The 20,195-nt window shown below is 61.2% G+C and carries 14 protein-coding genes; all 14 read left to right on the forward strand.

The window, feature by feature from the left end; genetic code table 11:
* Positions 1–23 precede the first annotated feature (23 nt).
* The 14 genes from AAGS40_RS02985 (at position 24) to AAGS40_RS03050 (ending at position 20,190) form a co-directional block, all read left to right on the forward strand.
* On the forward strand, positions 24–1,280 hold the full coding sequence (locus AAGS40_RS02985) for a glycosyltransferase family 4 protein (RefSeq protein ID WP_345813082.1): 1,257 nt from the start codon (positions 24–26) through the stop codon (positions 1,278–1,280).
* Positions 1,277–3,217, forward strand: a complete 1,941-nt coding sequence (locus tag AAGS40_RS02990; RefSeq protein ID WP_345813083.1) for a glycosyltransferase — start codon at positions 1,277–1,279, stop codon at positions 3,215–3,217. Before AAGS40_RS02985 ends, AAGS40_RS02990 begins: the two co-directional genes overlap by 4 nt.
* Positions 3,214–7,242, forward strand: a complete 4,029-nt coding sequence (locus tag AAGS40_RS02995; RefSeq protein WP_345813084.1) for a glycosyltransferase — start codon at positions 3,214–3,216, stop codon at positions 7,240–7,242. Before AAGS40_RS02990 ends, AAGS40_RS02995 begins: the two co-directional genes overlap by 4 nt.
* 9 nt (positions 7,243–7,251) lie before the next feature.
* Positions 7,252–8,304: a glycosyltransferase family 4 protein gene (locus AAGS40_RS03000; protein WP_345813085.1), complete on the forward strand. Its 1,053-nt coding sequence runs from the start codon at positions 7,252–7,254 to the stop codon at positions 8,302–8,304.
* Positions 8,305–8,333: 29 nt separating this feature from the next.
* Complete coding sequence (locus AAGS40_RS03005) at positions 8,334–9,299, forward strand: glycosyltransferase (protein WP_345813086.1); 966 nt, start codon at positions 8,334–8,336, stop codon at positions 9,297–9,299.
* Entirely contained in the window at positions 9,299–9,943 is a 645-nt protein-coding gene (locus AAGS40_RS03010) for a histidine phosphatase family protein (protein WP_345813088.1), read from the forward strand. The genes AAGS40_RS03005 and AAGS40_RS03010 overlap by 1 nt, the downstream gene beginning before the upstream one ends.
* Entirely contained in the window at positions 9,940–10,986 is a 1,047-nt protein-coding gene (locus tag AAGS40_RS03015; protein ID WP_345813089.1) for a glycosyltransferase, read from the forward strand. The genes AAGS40_RS03010 and AAGS40_RS03015 overlap by 4 nt, the downstream gene beginning before the upstream one ends.
* The gene (locus tag AAGS40_RS03020) at positions 10,983–12,134 is read left to right on the forward strand and encodes a glycosyltransferase (RefSeq protein ID WP_345813091.1); all 1,152 of its coding nucleotides are present in this window, start codon (positions 10,983–10,985) and stop codon (positions 12,132–12,134) included. The genes AAGS40_RS03015 and AAGS40_RS03020 overlap by 4 nt, the downstream gene beginning before the upstream one ends.
* Before the next feature lies 1 nt (position 12,135).
* Positions 12,136–13,113: an NAD-dependent epimerase/dehydratase family protein gene (locus AAGS40_RS03025; RefSeq protein WP_345813092.1), complete on the forward strand. Its 978-nt coding sequence runs from the start codon at positions 12,136–12,138 to the stop codon at positions 13,111–13,113.
* Positions 13,114–13,121: 8 nt separating this feature from the next.
* On the forward strand, positions 13,122–14,141 hold the full coding sequence (locus AAGS40_RS03030) for a glycosyltransferase family 4 protein (RefSeq protein WP_345813093.1): 1,020 nt from the start codon (positions 13,122–13,124) through the stop codon (positions 14,139–14,141).
* Between the two features lie 529 nt (positions 14,142–14,670).
* Complete coding sequence (locus AAGS40_RS03035; protein WP_345813094.1) at positions 14,671–16,755, forward strand: acyltransferase family protein; 2,085 nt, start codon at positions 14,671–14,673, stop codon at positions 16,753–16,755.
* Positions 16,756–17,496: 741 nt separating this feature from the next.
* A complete protein-coding gene (locus AAGS40_RS03040; RefSeq protein ID WP_345813095.1) occupies positions 17,497–18,546 on the forward strand; it encodes a hypothetical protein in 1,050 nt (349 codons plus the stop codon).
* A gap of 161 nt (positions 18,547–18,707) precedes the next feature.
* Positions 18,708–19,451 (forward strand): acyltransferase, encoded by a 744-nt coding sequence (locus AAGS40_RS03045; protein WP_345813096.1) that lies wholly within the window; start codon positions 18,708–18,710, stop codon positions 19,449–19,451.
* 532 nt (positions 19,452–19,983) lie between these two features.
* Complete coding sequence (locus AAGS40_RS03050; protein ID WP_345813097.1) at positions 19,984–20,190, forward strand: hypothetical protein; 207 nt, start codon at positions 19,984–19,986, stop codon at positions 20,188–20,190.
* The last annotated feature ends 5 nt before the right edge of the window (positions 20,191–20,195 follow it).

Below are 20,195 nucleotides of genomic sequence, written 5' to 3' on the forward strand. Positions count from 1 at the left end.
AATTACCAGGAGGCGCAGAGGACATGAATTCCGGCTTGTTCGCGAACGATAGCGTGCAGAGTCGACCGCATGTGTTGATGGTCACGCACGTTTTGCCCTATCCGCCGGCAGCGGGCAACGAAATTCGCATCTACAAGATGCTGAAGTGGTTTCGCCGCAAGGGCTACGGCATCACGCTGGTGCTCAAGCCGCTCGGCGACACCGAAGTCACGAACGAATGCGTGCTCGGCCTGTGCGACGTGGTCGACAACCTGCATATTTTTGACAACCGCGTGATCCCGCCACGTGCCGACGTTGCGAGCGCGCGCGCGCCGCGTCCGGTCGACACGGATATGGACGATTGCATGCTCGCCCAGATTCAGGACGGCTTCTGTCCCGCGTGGTTCGTCGAGGAAGTGGCGGCGATCATCGCGGCAGTGCAGCCGGAAGTCGTGATCGCGCAATACGTGTTCACCAGCCGCGTTCTCGCGTTGCCGGAATGCGGACCGGCGCTACGCGTGATTGACGCGCACGATCTATTCTGCCGCAAGCAGGCCACGGTCGAGCAATACGGAATCAAGAACTACGGCCTGAGTCTCACCGACGACCAGGAACGTGGGTTGCTTAATCGCTCCGATGTCGTGCTGGCGATTCAGCGCGTCGAGCAGCTGGAAATCGCCAAGCTCGTGCCCGAGCGCAAGGTGCTGCTGGCCAGCTTCGATCTGGAAGTCCACACCGCAGACCCTCAACGCATGGTGCCCGATCAAGTGCTGATTGTCGCGTCGGGCAATGAATTCAACGTGCGCGGCACGCAGGATTTTCTCGACTACACGTGGCCGCTTATCCGCGAGGCCAATCCGAACGCGCGGCTGCGTGTGATCGGGCGCGTCTGTCGCGAGGTGACCTCGGACGATCCGACGGTATCGCTGCTTGGTTTCGTCGAAAGCCTCGATCTCGAATACCAACAGGCGGCCGTCGTGGTCAACCCGTGCCGTGTCGGCACCGGCCTTAAGATTAAGACGATCGAGGCCCTTGCGTGGGGCAAGGCGCATGTGGCGTGGCCCTCGGCGGCCGATGGCCTGCGTGAGCTCGGCGACGTCCCGGCGATCATCGCGACCAACGTGGTCGACTTCGCCGACGCGATCGTGGCCGTGCTGCGCGACGCGAAGAAACGAGAGACGTTGCAGCAGGGCGCCCATCGTTTCATAAGCGGACATTTTGGCGCGGAACATGTCTATTCCGGCTTGACCGACGCCATCGACGCCACCGTGGCCGGCAACATCGAAAAGGTGCAAAAGTGAGTGACAAGATTGCGATCATCGTGACGCCGGCAGACGGCGCTTATGTCTTGCCGCAACTGGCCTCGCTGAGCGGACACGCCACGAGCATTGTCGCGTTCGTGCACGCGGGCGCGGGTGCCAGCCTGCCGGAGTCGAGCCCTGCCTGGATGAAGGTCGTCGCTGTCGACACCGTCACGGACTACTATGCGGCGCTGAACCGCACGCTGCATCCGCTGATCGAAGCCGGAACGGCGGTGCTGTTCGTTTCACCGCACCACGTGTTCGACAACGCGGCGATTGGCACGCTACAGGGCGAGCTCGCCGCGGATTCGCTGTATGGCTTCGCACTGCCGCGCACCAACGTAGGCGGCTCGGCGCCGGTGCCGCGTTTGCGCGGCGAAGCGGCGGTCGACGGCCCGCAGGCGTTCGACGCGTTTTTCGACGGGTTGCCCGCGCGCCTGGGCGGCGGCATTGTGCAGGGCTTGCCCGTGCTGGTGCGGGCGAGTGTGCTCGCCACGTTCGGCCGCCTGAGCGGAAAGAGGTTCGACCTCGCCGATGCGCTCGCCACGCTGTTCATCCGCGCGAACCGGCGCGGCTTCAGCGCGGTGGTGTGCAACCGCGCGCTGTTCTTCGTGCCGGAAACCACTGCCTTCGGCGGGGCGGCCGAGCGGCCAGTGATCGAACGCGCGAAGGACTACTACCGCGCGCTCGACTGGCACGCCGAATTCCCCGAACAGCGTCTGGAAAAGCTGCTCTGGCATCGCTTGGCTGCAAAGCCGAAGCGCCAGGTGCTGTTCGACATCCGCAATCTCGCGCCGGGATACAACGGCACCGCGCAGCACATCCTCTCGCTGATGAAACCGCTGTGCGCGCTGGCCGGGCGATTCGGCATCGAGCCGCGCTTCTGGGTGTTGAAGGAGTCGGCAGAATTCCACCGGCTCGACTCGATCGCGCCGGGCCAGTTCGTGACCGAGTTGACCAGCGACGATCTGTTCGACGCTAGCATCCGTCTGTCGCAGCCATGGAGCTTCAGCGAATTGCGCGACCAAGCGTTCCGCTCGATGATTAACATGTACCTGATAATGGATGCGATTGCGTGGGACTGCCATTACATCCGCATGCCTCATATCGACGGCGTATGGCGCACGGCGGCCGCGCAAGCGGACGGCTTTGCGTATAACAGCGCGTTCACGCAGCGCGCGTTCCAGGAACGCTTTCCGGACGCGCGCAAGGTTCCCTCGGCGGTGTCGTACTGCTCTCTCGATCCGTCGGAATACTATGCAGCGGAAGTCGATCCCGCGAAGGCGCGGGAGGCGGCAGCGGCCAAGCCCTATCTGCTGGTGGTCGGCAATCAGTACTATCATAAGGGGCTGTACGAGGTCGTGCGTGTGCTGGCCGCGGGTTTCCCCGAGACTCAGATCAAGGTGCTAGGCGAGATCAGCGAAGAGTATCCGAACGTCGAACAAATTCCGTCCGGTTTGATCGCTCATGACGACATCGACCGTCTGTTCCGCGAATGTACGTGTCTCGTGTTTCCGTCGCATTACGAAGGATTCGGCTTGCCAATCCTGAAGGCGCTGTCGTTCGGCAAGCCGGTAATCGCGCGCCACAGCAGCCTGCTCGATGAGATCCGCGACCGTGTCAGCCCCGTCGACGGGATCGTGCCGTTCACGCGCAACACGGAATTGCTGCGCGCAATCGGCGAGGTGCTCGCCCGCGAGTCGCACTGGCGCGCTCAGAAAACCCAAGCCGCAACGCCGCGCGACGTGCACGACTGGGAGCGCGCCGCGCACGACATCCTGACGCTGTTGGAACGCGGACTCGCCAGCGTGAATGTCGAACGCTGTGTCGAGCGGCTCGAATTTTTCTATCGCTTCAACCAGTTCGACACGGAACGCGAAGGCTGGAGCAACGCGGACCAAAACAAGATCATCTTCGAGGTGGAGCTGGAGGAATGAAGTTACTGACTCTTTTCGTGCGTTATGGCGACTCGGATTATCAGGGTGCGTTCAAGCGCCTCTGTCAGCTCTATCAACGTATTGAAGGCCTCGACTACGACGCGGTTCTGATCGACACGGCGTTGCCGGTTGACATGCAGGTGAAGCTCGGACCGAAGATCCTGATGATCGGCGGCAACAACACGCGGCGTGAGTTCAGCGGTTGGAATACGGCGTTGGAGCGCTTTCCGGACCTGCTCGACGGCTACGACCTCGTGCATATCGTCACGTCTGCGTTTGAGAACGAATACAACGGCTTCTACCCTTACATCGAACGTCGCATGCTCTTGTATGCAGCGCGTCATCCCGAAGTCGCGCTCGCGCACGTTGACGCCTATCCGGACGCCGTGCGCCTGTTCGGCCGCAGCTTCCAGACGTGGGGCTGTTCGAAGTTCATCCTCGCGGCGCCGGAACGCATTCGCCGGCTGGCCACGTTTGTCGGCGACTTCAGTATCGACGATTTCTTCGCAAAATCGGCGAGCATGCCGTTTCGTCCAAATGCGCCGCTCTCGCAGAACTATCAGCAGCATCTGCTGAACTGGCTGACTGGCGAAGGGTTGCCGCATGGCCAGTGGCATTCGGTGTTCGAACTGTCCAGCGCCAATCTGCAGCGTTTTCATGCGAAGGCGATGTCGATCATCGACGAGCATAGTCTCTCGATGCGTCTGCGCGAAACCGGCGCCCGGATCGTCGATTACACTTGGCTGCATTCGCGCGGCATTGCCGCGAGCGCGTCGCAAATCCCGGACGAAGTCACGCAGGTCAAGCAGCGCAACCTGTTCCTCTTCAGCAATCCGATCATCGAGTCGCATCTGGACCTGATGGACCGGCCGGAGTCGAACAGTTTCCAACAGTTGTTCCACGTCACCGGCGATGCACCGTTCTCGCGCACCGCCGTGGTCGAAGCACTGTGGACCGGCAACCGCGAGTTGCAGAAGTATCTCGATCCCGACCGTCCGCTGCATAGCGCGGCGATCCACCTGAATCAGGACATGGCGATCGACGGGGAGCAGCGCGAATGGCTGGCGCAGCCCGACGACGAAATCACACAGGACAGTATCCTGCCGTTCACGCGCGGTATGCACGCCATTTGGCTGGCGCGCGACGATCTTCGCACATCGTTCGATGTCAACGAGCCGGACGGTCGCCGCGCGATGAACCGCTGGTGGATCCAGGAAGGCATGCACGACGCCCGTTATGCCGGCTTCGTGGACGCCGGCGCGTATTCCGAGATCGACGCCTTGACCACGCATGACATACCGCTGCCCATAACGCGCGGCCTGCACGCGGTCTGTGACGCACGTGAGGACATGCGCACGGCGATTGATCTGGCCGCGGCAGCAGGCCGCGAGGCCTTGCTCTCATGGTGGGTCCGAACGGGCATGCACGAGCCCGAGCTGCGCGGCTTCATGTCGGACGACATTTACGCACAGCCCTCGCCGACCGTCGAGCAGGATCAGCCGTTACCTGTCACGCGCGGTCTGCACGCCGTGCGCGACGCGCGTGACGACATGCACACGACCATGGATCTGTCGGGCGAAGCGGGGCGGCGCAGCCTGCTCAAATGGTGGTTGCAGACCGGCATGCAGCAGCCTGCGTTGAGCGGCTTCATGCCGGCCGGTATCTACGCGCAGCCATCGCCCTCGGTCGAACAGGATCAGGCGTTGCCGATCACGCGCGGCATGCAGGCGGTGTGCCTCTCGCGCGAGGACATGCGCGCGGCCATCGACCTGTCGACTGTGGAGGGCCGCCGCAAGGCAATAGCGTGGTGGGTGTTGACCGGCATGCATCAGCCCGAGTTGCAAGGCTTCATGCCCGTCGACGCGTATGCGCAGACGTCTCCGGCGGTCGAGCAGGATCATGCGCTGCCTATTACGTGCGGGCTTGTCGCGCTGCTCACGACCCGCGAAGACCTCGCGAAGCTGGATCTGGGCACGCGCGAAGGACGGCGGCAACTGATCTGCTGGTGGGTGAACGAGGGCCGTCTCGATACGCGGCTCGCGGGCTTCATGCAGAACGAGATCTACATGCAGCCGGACGCCACGCTGACGCAGGACGCGAGCTTGCCGATTACGCGTGGCATGCACGCGATCTGGCTGTCGCGCGACGATCTGCGCGACGTCATGGACATCGCCACGCCCGAAGGCCGCCAGGCGCTCGCCGACTGGTGGATGCGCGAAGCGCTCTACCGGCCCGACTTCGACTGTTTCGTGCATGCGTCCGTCTATGGCGACCTCGCGGCAGGCGTCGAGCAGGACACCTTCCTGCCTATCACGCGCGGGATGCACGCACTGCGCAACTCGCGCTCGGACCTGTTGGAATTCGCCGACCTGCGCACGCCGCAAGGGCGTGCAAGTCTGGTCGGCTGGTGGCTCATGGAAGGCGCGCACGACTCGCTGCTGTCGAGGCTGATTCCCGAGCACATCTACACGGACATCGATCCCGCGCTGCCGCAGGACGCCGGTATTCCGATCAATCGCGCAATGTGCGCATTCTACGTCACACGGCCCGACGCGCTCGACAACGACCGCGAACTGGGCACGCCGGAAGCCCGCAAGGCGCTGGTCAAGTGGTGGGTGGAGCAACTGGCGTACGGCACGCTGAGGTTGCCGTTCCGCATGACTGAGACGATGCTGTCGCTCGACGAATCCGGCTGGATGGTCACGCCCGACGTTGTGCATCCGCTCGCGCTTGCGCTGTACCAGGCGCGTGAAGACCTGCGCAACGCTTTCGATATCGGCACGCCGGACGGCCGTAAGGCGCTCAACGTCTGGTTGCACACTTACGGCCGCAACGAAATGAGCGTCAAGATCTATGGCTCGGTCGAAGCCGACGACTCGGGCGCCGAAGATGCGTCCGTGAAAGGCGGCTGGCGCGAGGGCGGCGTCAATATCGTCGGGTTCCCGCGCGGCGAACTAGGCATCGGCGAAGACGTGCGGATGGCGTCGCTCGCCATGACCACGGTGGATTGCGATCAATGCGTACCGCGTATCTCGCTGCGCATTGGGGCGCGCCAGTCGGACTTGGCGCTGCGCAATTACGAAGTCAACATGCCGCAGTACAAGACCAACCTGATCTTCCTGCCGCACTACGAGACGATCCGGTTGCTAGGCGCGTCCGGCGATTCGATTCTTGGTGGCCGCTACAACATCGGTTGTTGGCAGTGGGAACTGCCGCGATATCCGAAGGGGCTGGAGCTTGCGTTGGTCGTGGTCGACGAAATCTGGTCCAGTACCACATTTACCGCCGAGGCCATGCGCAGTGTCACTGACAAGCCGGTGCTCGTGATGCCGATGGCGGTACATCTGCCGGAGCTGACCCGCGCCTACGTGCGCCCGGAATTCGATCTGCCTGACAACAGGTTCGTGTTCCTGAACGTGCTAGACGGCAATTCGAGCGTGTACAGAAAGAACCCACTGGCGGTCGTGCAGGCGTTCCAAAAGGCCTTCCCGCGTGCAGTGGAAGGCGTCCATCTGCTGCTGAAGACGATGAACATGGGCACGCCGTCGGCGCAATGGGACAAAGTGCTGCTCCTGTGCGAGGGCGACCCCCGCATCTCGATCATTTCGGGCGCGTTGCCGCGTGAAAAGGTCATTGCGCTGCAATCGCTCGCCGACTGTTTCGTGTCGCTGCATCGCGCGGAAGGGTTCGGGCGCAATATTGCCGAAGCCATGCTGCTCGGCAAGCCGGTCATCGCGTCGAACTTTTCGGGCAATACGGACTTCACCAACGACACGACCGCCTTCATGGTGGACGGCGAGACAATTCCCGTGCTGCCGGAGCAGTACAGCTTCGGCGCAGGCCAATCTTGGTTCGACGCGGATGTGGACTCGGCCGCCGCGATGATGCAGCGCTGCTTTCAAGACAAGCCGGAGCGGGACGCGCGCGCGGCCGCCGGTCAGGCGTTCGTGCGCTCGCGCTATGCGCCGGAATCAGTGGGCCGCCGCTATCTCGAGCGGCTGCAAACGCTGAAACTGGTGCGCTAGGGGAGCGTGATGCGACTTTTTATTGCTGCACCCGACATCTGGCCGGGCGACGCCGTTGGCAACCATTGCATGAGTTTCGTGCGCAGCGCGCAGCGACTTGGCTATGAAGCCCGCGCGTTCGCGCAGCGTTCTGCCGGCGACGTGTCGCCGATCGACGAATTATTGTCGGCGGACAAGCCGGGCGGTATCGCCGCTGAAGACACGCTGCTCGTCAGCTACTCGATCCACGATCCGCTGCTCGACCAGTTGCTCGCGCTGCCGGGGCGCAAGCTCTGCTACTTCCATGGCGTGACCTCGCCGGAACTGTTGCGCGAGTTTGAGCCGGTCACGGCCGACCTGTGCGAGCGTTCGTTCGAACAGTTTGCGCAGCTAAAAAAGTTCGACGTGCTGATCGCGAACTCGCACGTGACCGCGCAAACCCTGACGCCGTACATGTCGATCGACGACGTGCGGGTGCTGCCGCCCGTGTCCGCCGACATGGCCGTGTTTTCTCACGTGCCACGGAAGCATGAAAAATCGCCGGACGCGCCGTTCGAGATTCTGGTGGTGGGCCGGGTGGTGCCGCACAAGCGCATCGAGGATGCGATCGAGGTTCTTGCGCAGGTACGCGAGCGTGGGGTGAATGCACGTCTGTCGATTGTCGGCAGCGCGCCGAATCGCACGTATTTGGCGTTTCTGGTCGAACATGCGCGCGCGCTCGGTGTCGACGCGCACGTCGAGTTCCGAGGCATGCTCGACGACGCGAGTCTGTTTCGCGCGTTCGACAGTGCCGACGCGTTGCTGTCTGTCAGCCAGCACGAAGGTTTCTGCGTGCCGGTGCTCGAAGCCATGCATCTCGGCTTGCCGGCGCTCGTGCGCGCAGGCACGGCCGCGAGCGAGGTCGGCACGGGAGCCGCACCTGAGTTCGCTACGCTCGACGCAGCGTCCGACGCCCTCTGCGATCTGCACGCAAATCCGTCGCGCGTCGCGAGTCTTGCCGAGGTTGGCCGGCGTCGTGCGGCCGAACTGCTCGCGCAGACTTGCGACGAAGTTTTTGGTGCCATTCTTATGGCGTCGCGATAACATCGCCTGCCCTTTTGTTGGATGCCACTGTGTCAGATCCGCGTGTTTTGATTACCACCTATCATCAGGCCTTCCTCCTCCGGGGAGGCGGTGAATATGAAATCTTCTCGATTGCCGACAGCCTGAAGCTGCGCGGGATGATCGTCGACATCTATGGTCCATATTCCCGCTCTCTCGACGACTACGACGTGGTGCTGCATTTCTCGGTGCACGGCGGCGGCATTGAGCTGCTCAGGGAGATCAAAAGTTGTGGCAAGCCGGTCGCGCTATGGCCGAACCTGTGGGTGCGCGACGCCGCCGAGGTGCCCGCGCAACTCGTCAACGCCCACGTCGGTCTCGCCGATGCCGTGATCTTCAAGTCGGCGGCGGAGCAGGCGCACTTTAGCCAGCGTTTTGCGCTGCCCGCAAACAAGGCGCGCCGAGTGACGGCGGGCGCAGATCCGGCGTACCGGCGTCCCGCGCCGCAAGGGCTGTTCAAAAGCCTGTACGGTCTGGAGCGCTACGCCATCTGGTTCGGCGTGATCGAGCCGAACAAGAACCAGTTGGCGGCCGTGCGCGCGCTGCGTGAGAAGGGCATTCCGCTCGTGCTGGTCGGCCGCAGCCGCGAGGAAAGGTATTTCAGGCAGTGCCGCGACGCGGGCGGTGACGGCGTGCTCTTCATCAAGGGTCTGCCGCAAAAGTCGGAGATCGTGCGCGCGGCTTTGCAGGAAGCGCTGTTCTATATTGAGGTGTCGCACGAGCCGCCCGGTTTGTCCGCGATCGAAGCGGGCCTGTCCGGTTGCCGTTTGCTGCTGAGCGAGTCGGAGTGGTCGCGCGAGCATTTTGGCGATCTCGCCGTGTACGCCGATCCGTCGGACGAAGCCGACATTGCCCGTGCCATTGACGACGTGCTCGCCACGCCTGCCGACACCACTACGCTCGTCGACGAGATGAAGCGCTTCTGCCTACCGCAGGCGGTCGATCCGCTCATTGATCTTCTGCGGGACATCGCGTAATGATTGTCTACTTGTTCCGGCACGGACGGTCCCAAGCGAACGAAGCCGCGCTCGTGACCGGCACGCCCGCCGACGAACTGAGCGCTGAAGGCATCGCCCAGGCGCATCGCACCGCCGAGTGGCTCGCGCAGGCCGGCATCGCTGCCGACCGGTACTACGTCAGCCAGTGGGGCCGCGCGCGGCAGACCGCCGCGATTCTGTATCCTGACGCGCATTGGCAGGAAGACACGCGACTTGGCGAAACCCACGCGGGCGAAGTCGCCGACTGGACGCAGGCGAGATTCGCGGCCGCTTATCCGACGTTTCATGCCGATCCGTCACAGCACTATCCGGGAGGCGAGTCGCATCTCGAACTGAACGCACGCGCGCTCGACTGGCTGCACGGGCAACTGTCGCAACCGTGCGACGCGGTGGCGGTTGCCGCGCATTCCGGGCCGATCTCCTGCATCCTGCAAGACGTGATGGGGATTGGCATGGCGCGGTTTCCGGCGTTCCTGCCGGGTCACGCGAGTCTGACCGTGATCGAGATGCGCAAACCGTCCGGGGGCGGCGAGTGGAGCGGTCGGCTGCTGGGCTTTTCGATGGGGCCGGTGACGAACTTGGCTGCCGCCATGCTCGGCCCGCAAAGGCCGCGTGCATCATGATCAAGACGCTTGCATTGCAACGTGAATCGCATGTGGCTTTCGGCGTGCCATCGCTCTCGGTGGCCGCGCGCATCACGGAAGTGCTCGAATACATGGAGTCGCGCGGCCAAGTCAGCTTCACGGCGATCTCGGAGAGCGACGAAATAGCGGCGCCCGGTGTCGACTGGGCCGACGTGCTGATCTTAAGCAAGCATAGTTCGCCGCAGGCGCTCGCGTTGGTAAAGCGCGCGCGGGCGCGCGGCGTGAAGGTGATCTATGACATCGACGACTGGATATTCTCATTTCCGAAGTACAGCGGCGGCCAAGTGCACCGCGACCGACACGGGCTGATCCACGAACTGATTTCGTTGTCTGACGTGGTCACGGTGGCGAATACCACGCTGATGAATAAGGTGCGCCCCTTTGTGCCGGAACCGGTGCTGGTGCCCAACGGCATGTGGGTCGAAAAGTATCTAACACCTGATCAACCTGCTGGCCTTGAAGCGTCGCCGCCGCGCATCGTGTTCACGAACGCCGACTTCCTCAAGATGCAGTCGGCCAAGGACATGCTGCTGACGGCGCTCCAGGTATTCTTCCTGCGCAACCCGGAGTATGTGCTTGACTTTTACGGCGATCCGTTTCCAGAAATGTTCTCGCTGCCGTTTCTGCACTTCACGAACCGCATGCCTTACGCCGAGTACATGCGTGCGCTGGTGTCGGGCCGCTACCAGTTCGCGATCACGCCGCTTGGCAGCAGCGAGGACCAGGAGGCCGCCGAATTCAACGCCTGTAAGAACCCGTTCAAGTATCTGAACTACGGCTCGGCGCAGGTGCCCGGCATTTATTCGCAAGCGCCAATTTATGAAAGCAGCGTCGCGCAGGGACAAACCGGTCTGCTCGTCAGCAACGATTTCACCGCGTGGGTGGACGCGTTGGAAACGCTGGCCCGCGACGCCGCATTGCGCGCGACGATCCGTCGCAACGCGTTCGAGGATGTGGTCGACCGGCATCACGTCCGCATGAGCGCTGAAGCGCTCGCCCGTGTAATGACGGGGGGCGCATGAACCGGCGTACCGTGCGCGCGCTGCACGTGTACCGCACGTATTTTCCCGATCCGCCCGGCGGCTTGCAGGAAGCCATCCGGCAGATTGCGCTCGCGTGTTCGTCGTACGGGGTGGAGTCGACGATCTTCACGCTGTCGCCGCAACCGCAGCCAGCGGAAATCCGGCGGCAGGAAGGTGGGGTGATTCGCTGCAAGTCGTATGCGGCGCCTGCGTCGTGCGATCTGGGCGGCCCGGAATCCATCGCGAAGTTTCGCGAATTGTCCGCACAGGCCGACGTCGTGCACTTTCATTTTCCCTGGCCGTTCGGCGACGTGCTGCATCTGTTCGGTCATCGAAACAAGCCGACTGTTATGACCTATCACTCCGACATCGTGCGGCAGCGTGCGCTCGGCTATGTGTATGGTCCGTTGATGCGGCGCACGTTGCGCTCCATGTCGGCGGTGGTCGCAACATCGCCCGCTTATGCGCGAACCAGCGAGGTACTGAGCGGCATAGTCCCGCCGCAGCGTCTGCATGTGGTCCCGCTCGGTATCGCGGATTACGCCGGTGCCGCAGCCGGGGCTTCAACGGATATTCTGACGCGTCTCTCGCTCGACCGCCGTCCGCTGTTTCTATCGCTGGGCGTGCTGCGCTACTACAAAGGGCTGCACACGCTGATCGAAGCCGTACCCGGCATCGACGCCGATTTCGTGATCGCGGGTTCCGGGCCCGAGATGGAGCGGCTGCGCGACCTGGCAGTCCGCCACAAGGCCGACAACGTGGTCTTCGCTGGGCAGGTCAGCGACGAAGAAAAGAACGCGTTGCTCGGCGCGTGCCGGGCGCTCGTGCTGCCGTCGCAGCTTCGCTCCGAGGCCTTCGGCATGGTGCTCGTAGAGGCCTCGATGTTCGGCAAGCCGTTGATCAGTTGCGAGATCAACTCCGGCACGAGCTACGTCAACGAGCATGGTCTCACCGGCTTTGTGGTGCCACCCGATGCGCCGCGCGAACTTGCATTCGCAATCCGCGAATTGTTGACGGACGAGCCGCGCGCGCAGAACATGGGGCGCGAGGCGCGGGCCCGCTACGAGCGGCTGTTCTCCGGTCCGGCGCTGGGCGAGGCGTATAGCAGGATTTATGAGCAGGTAGTGAGCGGCGAGGCGCGGAGCTAGAATGATCGAGCATGTCGTGTTGACAGGAGCGAACGGGTTTGTCGGCCAGGCGGTCAGGCGCGCGCTGCTCGCCTACGGCGCGCAGGTGAGCCTAGTTGTACGGCGGGCGTCGGCCGCGCCGGGTTCCGCGTCGACGCTGGACCCGGCAGCATGCGAAGTGCTCGCGGGCGACAATTTCGTCGACATCGGCGTTGCGTGGCCTCCCCGTCTCAAGCCGCATTGCGTAATCCATCTAGCGGCACGCGTGCACATGATGAACGACACATCTTCTGATCCGCTTGCCGCGTTCCGCGAAACCAATGTCGCGGGCACGCTGCGGGTTGCGGCGGCCGCGTCGCGTGCCGGTGTGCGACGCTTCGTCTATGTCAGCAGCGTCAAGGCGGTGGCCGAACGCGACGGCGGTCAGCCGCTCAGCGAGCGCGACCCGACCCATCCCGTCGATCCGTATGGCATTTCGAAGCTGGAAGCCGAGCTGGCGTTGAGCGCATACGGCGCACGTCATGGGATGGAGATTGTGCTTGTGCGACCGCCGCTCGTCTACGGGCCCGGCGTGCGGGCAAATTTCCTGAGCCTAATGTCGGTGCTGACGCGCGGAATACCGCTGCCGCTGGGCGCGGTGCAGGCGCGGCGCAGCATGATTTTCGTCGACAACCTCGCCGACGCGCTGGTGGCGTGCGCGACCAGCACCCACGCCGCCGGCGAAACGTTCCATGTCAGCGACGGCGAGGCCACGACCATTGCCGATTTTATCCGACTGCTGGCGCGCCAGCTTCAGGCGCCGAGCCGCCTGCTGCCGGTGCCGCCCACGCTGCTGCGTGTGGCGGGCAAGCTGACAGGCCGGTCCGCTCAGGTGGATCGGCTCATCGACAGCCTGCAACTCGATACGCGGCACATTCGCGAAGCGATCGGTTGGGCTGCGCCGTATTCGATGGAGCAGGGGCTGCTCGAAACGGCAAACTGGTATAGGGCCACTCACTAGTCCTGCTTATGTCGAGCTTCGACTTTTTCCTTCATCTTGCGGGTGTTGCGTTGCTCGCGCTGGCCCTGTGCTCGGCGATTCTGCTGGCGCTGCTGAAGACCGGCCTCGCCTCGCGGCTTGCAACGGATGTCCCTAATGACCGGTCGCTGCACACCCGTCCCGTGCCGCGCATCGGCGGATGGGGCATCGTACCGGCCGTCTGTGTGCTGATTGGCGCGCTGGCGAGCGGCCTGTGGATGACCGCGCTGCTGGCGGCACTGCTCGCGCTGCTGTCCCAGATCGACGATCGCCGCGGCCTGCCTGCGCGGGTACGATTCGCCGGACATGTGGCGGCGGTCGCGGCGCTCATCGTCGTTTATCCGGCTCAAGTGCCGTGGTGGTTCCTCGGGGGTCTCGGATTCGCGCTAGTCTGGCTGGTCAATCTGTACAACTTCATGGACGGCGCGAACGGGCTCGCCGGCGGTATGGCGCTATTCGGCTTCGGTGGCTACGCGGTTGCTGCGACAATCAGCATTCATGCCGATCCGTCGCTCGCGATGGCGTGCGCCATTGTTGCAGGTGCGGCGTCAGGCTTTCTGCTGTTCAATTTTAATCCGGCCCGGCTCTTTCTCGGCGACGTGGGCTCGATCCCGCTCGGCTTTCTGGCGGGCGCGCTCGGCTACTGGGGCTGGCTTCGCGGCGTATGGCCGCTCTGGTTTCCGGCCATGGTGTTCCTGCCGTTCATTGCGGATGCATCGGTGACCTTGCTCAAACGGCTTGCGCGCGGCGAGAAATTTTGGCAGGCGCATCGCGAGCACTATTACCAGCGCATAATTCGCAGCGGGATCAGTCACTCGGAAACTGCCGGCATTTGGTATCTGGGGATGGCGAGCGGCGTCGTGATCGGGTGCTGCGCACTGACGCTTGGGCTCGCGCTCCAGTTGACGGTGGTCGCCTTGTGGTGCCTAGTTCTGGTTTGCGCTGGATTGTTGGTGGACCGCCGCTGGAGGTTGTATGTCGCGCATTCCGAAAACCGTTCAAAGGCTTAAAGCCAACGATGAGATTCAAAGCGCGCTGATCCGGGATCGGCAGGTTCCGAACACGAGAGCGTTCATTGCCGGCTCAGAATGAAACGATCGAGATTAATTTGATGGCACTACGCATAATCTGCGGTTGCGTGGACGCCGGTGGCCGAAATGACTTGAGCGAGCCATCTGGCGTATTGAGATATTTTGCCGAACAGCCCTCTTTGGTTCGAAGGTGGAACTTCCACGGACGCCCCATAAAATCCGGATTCTGCGTATCCGCAAGATAATATTGCCGGCAAAGTGATACTGCAAAGCGCCACACAAAAATTCATGAGCGTGACCGGCATCGCAAGCAGAAGCCCGTAGAATGATCGCCACTACAAAGCGGGGAACCTTGCATCAGGAACGGTCTGATCGAGTGTTCAGCTTTCGCGGCAGAAATCAGGCGCTGCGTCCGTGGCACCGACCTAGCTTAATCAAAACGCCTCCGTTTCGTGTTTCGGGTGGGGTATGATCCCCGGCTCCGCCGACGATATAATCCCATTTGCTTATGGAAAAGAAGCCATTTCACGCTGCGTACATCGACGGGCTAAGGGCGATTGCCGTCCTGTCCGTCATTACATACCACCTCAACTCGAAATGGCTTCCAGGCGGGTTTGCCGGGGTTGACGTGTTCTTCGTGATCTCAGGCTTCGTGGTGGCCCTGTCGGTCAGCGAGCTCGGGAACATGGGCCTCTGGCGCTTCCTCGGCTACTTTTACGCGCGGCGCCTCGTTCGAATCACGCCGGCGCTGGTCGTGATGCTGCTGGTGACGTTCATTGCGTCGGCGCTGTTCATCCCGCAGGCGTGGCTCTCGCTATCCAATCAGCACACCGGGCTCTTTGCCTTCCTAGGCTTGTCGAACTTCATCCTATCGGCGAACACGGGCAACTACTTCTCGCCGGTTGCTGAATTCAATCCGTTCACGCACACGTGGTCGCTGGGGGTTGAGGAGCAATTCTATTTGGCGTTCCCGTGGCTGTTCGTGTTCTGGCTGCGCGGGCGCCGACGCCTTTCTATCGGCCTGTTCGCCGTCGCGCTGGTCGCGTCTTTCATCTGTGCCATCCGGCTCGGACGCACCGATGAGACGCAAGCCTTCTACATGATGTGGTCGCGTTTCTGGGAACTCGGCATTGGCGTGCTGCTGTTCCAGATCATGCACGCACGCGGGCACTCGTTCGACAATATAAGTCCGCAGAAGAAGTGGTATGCCATTGCTGCGGATATCGGTCTCGTTGCGCTCGGGGTCGGTCTGATTCTGGCGCGTCCTGAGACGGCGCCTTTTCCTGCGTGCGTGCTGCCAGTCATTGGCACAGCTATTGTCCTGGGCGCGATGCATGGGCGCCGCGGTGGCCTCGCGTACGCGCTGCTCACGCGTCCGCTGATGGTGCGCATCGGGAAAATCTCGTATTCCCTTTACCTCTGGCACTGGCCCGTCCTCGTTCTATTCCGCTGGACCGTGGGCCTGGATGCGTATTACTGGAAGGTTCTCGCGCTCTCTCTGACCGCCGTGCTGGCGCTGCTGTCCTATCGCTTTGTCGAACAGCCTCCGAGAAAGGCCCTGCGCAATGCCGCCAAGCCGGTGGTGATCGCGTCGGGTCTTGCGCTAGTGGCGTCGGGCTATTTTTTCTCGTCGGCCATCGCCTCGAACCAGCCTCGCATTTCTCTGAGCACAGTCACGCGAAACATGGCGCTTTGGTATCCGGAAGGTCCGCCCGTCGCGACGTCACCGGATGGCTGCCAGACGTCGCTCACCGCGCGTAATTTCGCGGGGGGTACCGTCTGGATTTACCAGCGAGGCGAATGTAAAACCCCCGCCACCTTCGCGCATAACGTGTTCGTGCTGGGGGATTCTCACGCGATGGCCTACACGGGCATGCTGAAGCAGTTCGTTGCCAATACCGGTGCAACCGTATATTCCTACAACGTAGGAGGCTGTCCGTTTATTAGCCTGCAACCGTGGGTGCCGGGCCGCGACGACCGGTGCAAGGCGTTTGGCGACGCGTCTGTCACGGACATGCTGCCGAACATCAAAGCTGGTGACATCGTCTTTCTCGCGTCCTTGCGGCTGCCCCGAATGGTCGAGCAGTGGACGATTTTTGGTGCCGACTCCGCCCATCGTGCGATGTACAGCGAATTGGCAGCGCAAGGACGCCAGCAGGCCATCGAACGCGCGCTCCCATTCCTTCGCGCCGTGGCGACACGTGGCGCACACGTCGTGTTCGAAGCGCCGACGCCGATGCTCGAAAGCATTCCCTATCGCTGCGCGGACTGGTTTAACCGCGACAACCCAATCTGCGCCAACGGGCTCTCCGAGCAGAGGTCGTTGCTCGAGAATTTGCGTGCGCCGATTCTTGCCTCGTATGGTCAAATCGAAAATTCGGTGCCGAATGTCAGCGTATGGGACCCGCTGCCCACGCTCTGCTCAAGCGACGCCTGTCACGCGTATCGTGACGGCAAGCCGGTGCTTTTCGACGGCGATCACATCACGTATTTTTCCAACATGCTGCTGCTGCCGTCGTTTACGGACTTCGTCGAGCACACCTCGGCTCAGTCTGCGCCGTCCGAAAGAAGTATCGATCGCCGTCCACGGTGATCCACGATGTTCGGGTTTCAGGCCACGGATAAACTAAGGAAGTTGTGGCAGACGCCTAACAATCCCGCCGTCCTGCTTCAGGTTCCCTTCCCGACATATGACACATTAGTCAGCGTGAGATCCTCGGCGAGTCGGCGACCGGTGCGAATGGTGTGAACCCTTATGTGAACACTTCACGCTGGATTCGTTGAAGATCCTGATCCAGAACCTCGGCATCTACGACGGCAGTCCGCGAATTTTAATCACAAGGCGCAGAAGCAGTTCCGCGAACCTGATGCAATCTATTGGCGACTCGCAGAAAAATGACCGAATGGCGATTCTCGAAGAGCCGAATCCGGTGAAGAGCGCCTCTATCAACATGGCTATTAGCAGGATGGGTCCACCATCGAGCAGATGGCGGCGCAGCAGCATTTACCGCTGCCAAAGCAGTACGGCCACGTTATGTCGTTGCCGAAGTGGCAGGCTCATGCTGAGCGACGGCCTTCACCCAAGCGACGGCCATCACAGATTGAAAACTCAACGGAAATACGACGTGCCGCATCGAACGTGTGAAGCTTTCAATAGAGTGGGGGTGGCCTCTGTAAAAGGTGGAAGAGTCGCGCGTTGACCGATGCGTGACATGGGAGAGCGCTGCGGCGTACGTTTGTCAGTATCAATTACAATTGGAAATCAGCAGGTTTTCGACGATCACTCCGGTGCGACCATTTCTAGCATCATAAACAATCAGGAAGGGCAATAACGATGAACGGTTTTGTCGATATTTTAACAAGCACGAAAATCATCGGGTGGTGCGATGTCGATGTTGAGGTCGTCGTCGATCGACGTTTCGTTATTCAGCCATCAAGCTTAATTTCTCGCTCGGATCTCGTCTCCGCCGGCATCGAAGGCACGGGTTTCGAATTCCGTATTGACGCCGCGTTGCCCGGCTATAGCCCTACCGAAATTATCGTGCGTCCCTGCGGAAGCGTCCGTCCACTTGGCGGTGGTTATTATAAGAGTGCCGGGGTGCGGACTTACCAGTATGTGCAAAGCAACGCGGAAGCTAGGGCGCATCACGACCGGCTGATGGCGGGTCCGGCGCGAGGCGTCTGCCTATTTACTTCGCGTTCTGGCGGAACGTATCTGGCCGATCGTATACGAGCGCATCCGAACGCCTATGCAGTTGCAGAGCCTTTGGATTCCTTTTCCGGTCGAGGCAGAGCGGAGTTTCTCGGATGGTTGGACGACTACTTTACTGTCCCAACCATGACCGAGTATCACAAGATTGTTGAAGAACCGAAGCTGATGTTCCTGACGTCGAAGATCAGAAAATACGATCACGAATTGATCTCCGCGTTCAATTACTATGACGTGAAGTATTTGAGGCTGTATCGGGAAAATGTTCTAAGACAGGCGCTTTCATATTTGGTTGCCCAGCAGCTTTATCTGACCACGTTTAACCACAATATAAAAATTAGCGATGCGGTTGCGAAACCTATTAAGAGACGCAAAGTTCACCTCGACCCGGCCCGGTTAATTAAAATTGCAGAGCAATATCAGAAAGCAGAAAAAGAAATTGACGACTTGATAACAAATGAAGTCGCAGGTGAGGTCTTTTCAATATCCTACGAGAAACTGACTAAAGATGAAGCCGGGATTGGCGCGGTATTCAGTTTTTTCGGACTGCCGCACTTTGATACTGCGGCCAGCCACCAAAAGATCAATGGGGGAGACTTGTCAGAAATCATTGAAAACTACGAGGAATTTTCAAGGTTTATTCGCGGCACCCGGTTCGCCCACTGGCTGGACTAACTGAAAGGTCACAGTTCGTGGTACAGCATTGCGCTGCAATTGCCTCAATTCGCCCGGTCGAGGCGTAAGCAACTGGTAAGGCCTCAAACAATTCAACGAACATGTCTTCGGTCGAACCTGCTTGCCAGTGGTAACATCTGGTAACGGACGGGAAGAGGGCAATGAAATCAATTCAGATCGAAAACCACGGACACGGGAACGAGGTGTTGCATCACGATGGCGCGATTCTGGACAACGTTCGCATCGTTATCTATGGAAACGGTAATCGCGTTCTTGTCGAGCGCTCCTGTCTCAACAACGTCGTTATCGAGATCCACGGTAACGACAACGAATATCGCTTTGTCGAAGACTGTTGCGTCAGCAACTTTCGTATCCAGTCGCAGGCGAACAATGGTCCGGAACGCATGGCTGACCGTACACGCCTCCTGATCGGTCGCGCAGTTCAGATCAGCGAAGGCTCCGCGACGCTGGGCGCCGACGAAACCTGTGTCGAGATCCATCACGCCACCACCATCGTCAAGGCCAATTTCTTCGCGGTCGAGCGCGCGACGAAAATCGTGGTCGGCGAGCGCTGCCTTTTTTCGTGGGACATCGACTTACGTACGAGCGACTGGCATTCAGTGTTCAATATGGAGACCGGCGCTCGCATAAATGAACCCAAATCCGTCGTGCTGGGCTCGCGCGTGTGGGTCGGGTCAGACGTCAGGATTTTGAAGGGCGTCTCGATCGGAGAGGGCAGCATTATTGGCGTGGGTTCGATTGTTACGAAATCTGTACCCGCGAATTGCGCGGCGGCAGGCAATCCGGCGCGCGTCATCCGGCGCAATGTACGCTGGAGCCACGACTCTTCGGTCAAAACTCCTCAGATTGAGCCCAACCAGGTTACCGCCATTCTGCCGACGTGAGCATTTGCACGGTGCGCATCTTCGCTTCAGTCCTCATTCCCACGCCCTAGCGGATCAACGCGCGCTGACCCTTTTTCCATCTGGCAGGTAGAACTACGTAGTACGAGCGCCCTGTCTACCATGTGTTCTGCCGACGCGTCAGCGCTGCTCGTCCGCTCTACCATTAACGCCCGCAGCGCAAGGCATGCAGCTAAACATCTGCTGCGCTTTTGCCGCCGCCCGAATGTGTGCGCCATTACAAGTCCGGTGCCAACGTCTTCGTGCGCATCATCGGGCAAATGGGGGCAGGGTGTACGGCGTGCACTATCACGCCGCGCGCCTAGCCCATAACCCGTCAATTTGTTACAGTCGATGCCGATCGCTTCATTCGCCGCCATATTCGCTTCCTTACTACTCAAGTCGCCCGTTGTGGCGCGATTGCGCTAGGCGCGGGGTGGCAGCGGTCACAGGCACGCACATGCACCATTGTTAAAACGCCTGCTGCGTGCGGTAAAGTTGTGGCAGCGCACTACGGCCACTATTATCGAGGACTGTGCAATCACATAACGGCCACGCCGCGACCGCCTGGGCGTGGTATTTCCTGATGGCGATGGGCATAATGCTTGCTTTGTGGGCATTGGGAGTTGCCGCCCTGCATCAATGGCTGGTTGTCGTCGCGTGGGCAGTGGTGCTCGTCGTGGCCGGGCTGTACATTGATCGCCACTGGCAGCGCCACCTGTCCCGTTCCGGGCAATCCTGAGGTTT

Source organism: Paraburkholderia sp. PREW-6R, from assembly GCF_039621805.1.
In the GTDB taxonomy this organism is placed as follows: Bacteria; Pseudomonadota; Gammaproteobacteria; order Burkholderiales; family Burkholderiaceae; genus Paraburkholderia.

What these genes read in the sequence shown, in the direction of transcription:
- AAGS40_RS02985 (WP_345813082.1), top strand. Translation starts at nt 24, where the DNA reads ATGAATTCCGGCTTGTTCGCGAACGATAGCGTGCAGAGTCGACCGCAT.
- AAGS40_RS03010 (WP_345813088.1), top strand. Translation starts at nt 9,299, where the DNA reads ATGATTGTCTACTTGTTCCGGCACGGACGGTCCCAAGCGAACGAAGCC.
- AAGS40_RS03035 (WP_345813094.1), top strand. Translation starts at nt 14,671, where the DNA reads ATGGAAAAGAAGCCATTTCACGCTGCGTACATCGACGGGCTAAGGGCG.
- AAGS40_RS03025 (WP_345813092.1), top strand. Translation starts at nt 12,136, where the DNA reads ATGATCGAGCATGTCGTGTTGACAGGAGCGAACGGGTTTGTCGGCCAG.
- AAGS40_RS03040 (WP_345813095.1), top strand. Translation starts at nt 17,497, where the DNA reads ATGAACGGTTTTGTCGATATTTTAACAAGCACGAAAATCATCGGGTGG.
- AAGS40_RS03020 (WP_345813091.1), top strand. Translation starts at nt 10,983, where the DNA reads ATGAACCGGCGTACCGTGCGCGCGCTGCACGTGTACCGCACGTATTTT.
- AAGS40_RS03030 (WP_345813093.1), top strand. Translation starts at nt 13,122, where the DNA reads ATGTCGAGCTTCGACTTTTTCCTTCATCTTGCGGGTGTTGCGTTGCTC.
- AAGS40_RS03000 (WP_345813085.1), top strand. Translation starts at nt 7,252, where the DNA reads ATGCGACTTTTTATTGCTGCACCCGACATCTGGCCGGGCGACGCCGTT.
- AAGS40_RS03045 (WP_345813096.1), top strand. Translation starts at nt 18,708, where the DNA reads ATGAAATCAATTCAGATCGAAAACCACGGACACGGGAACGAGGTGTTG.
- AAGS40_RS02995 (WP_345813084.1), top strand. Translation starts at nt 3,214, where the DNA reads ATGAAGTTACTGACTCTTTTCGTGCGTTATGGCGACTCGGATTATCAG.
- AAGS40_RS03015 (WP_345813089.1), top strand. Translation starts at nt 9,940, where the DNA reads ATGATCAAGACGCTTGCATTGCAACGTGAATCGCATGTGGCTTTCGGC.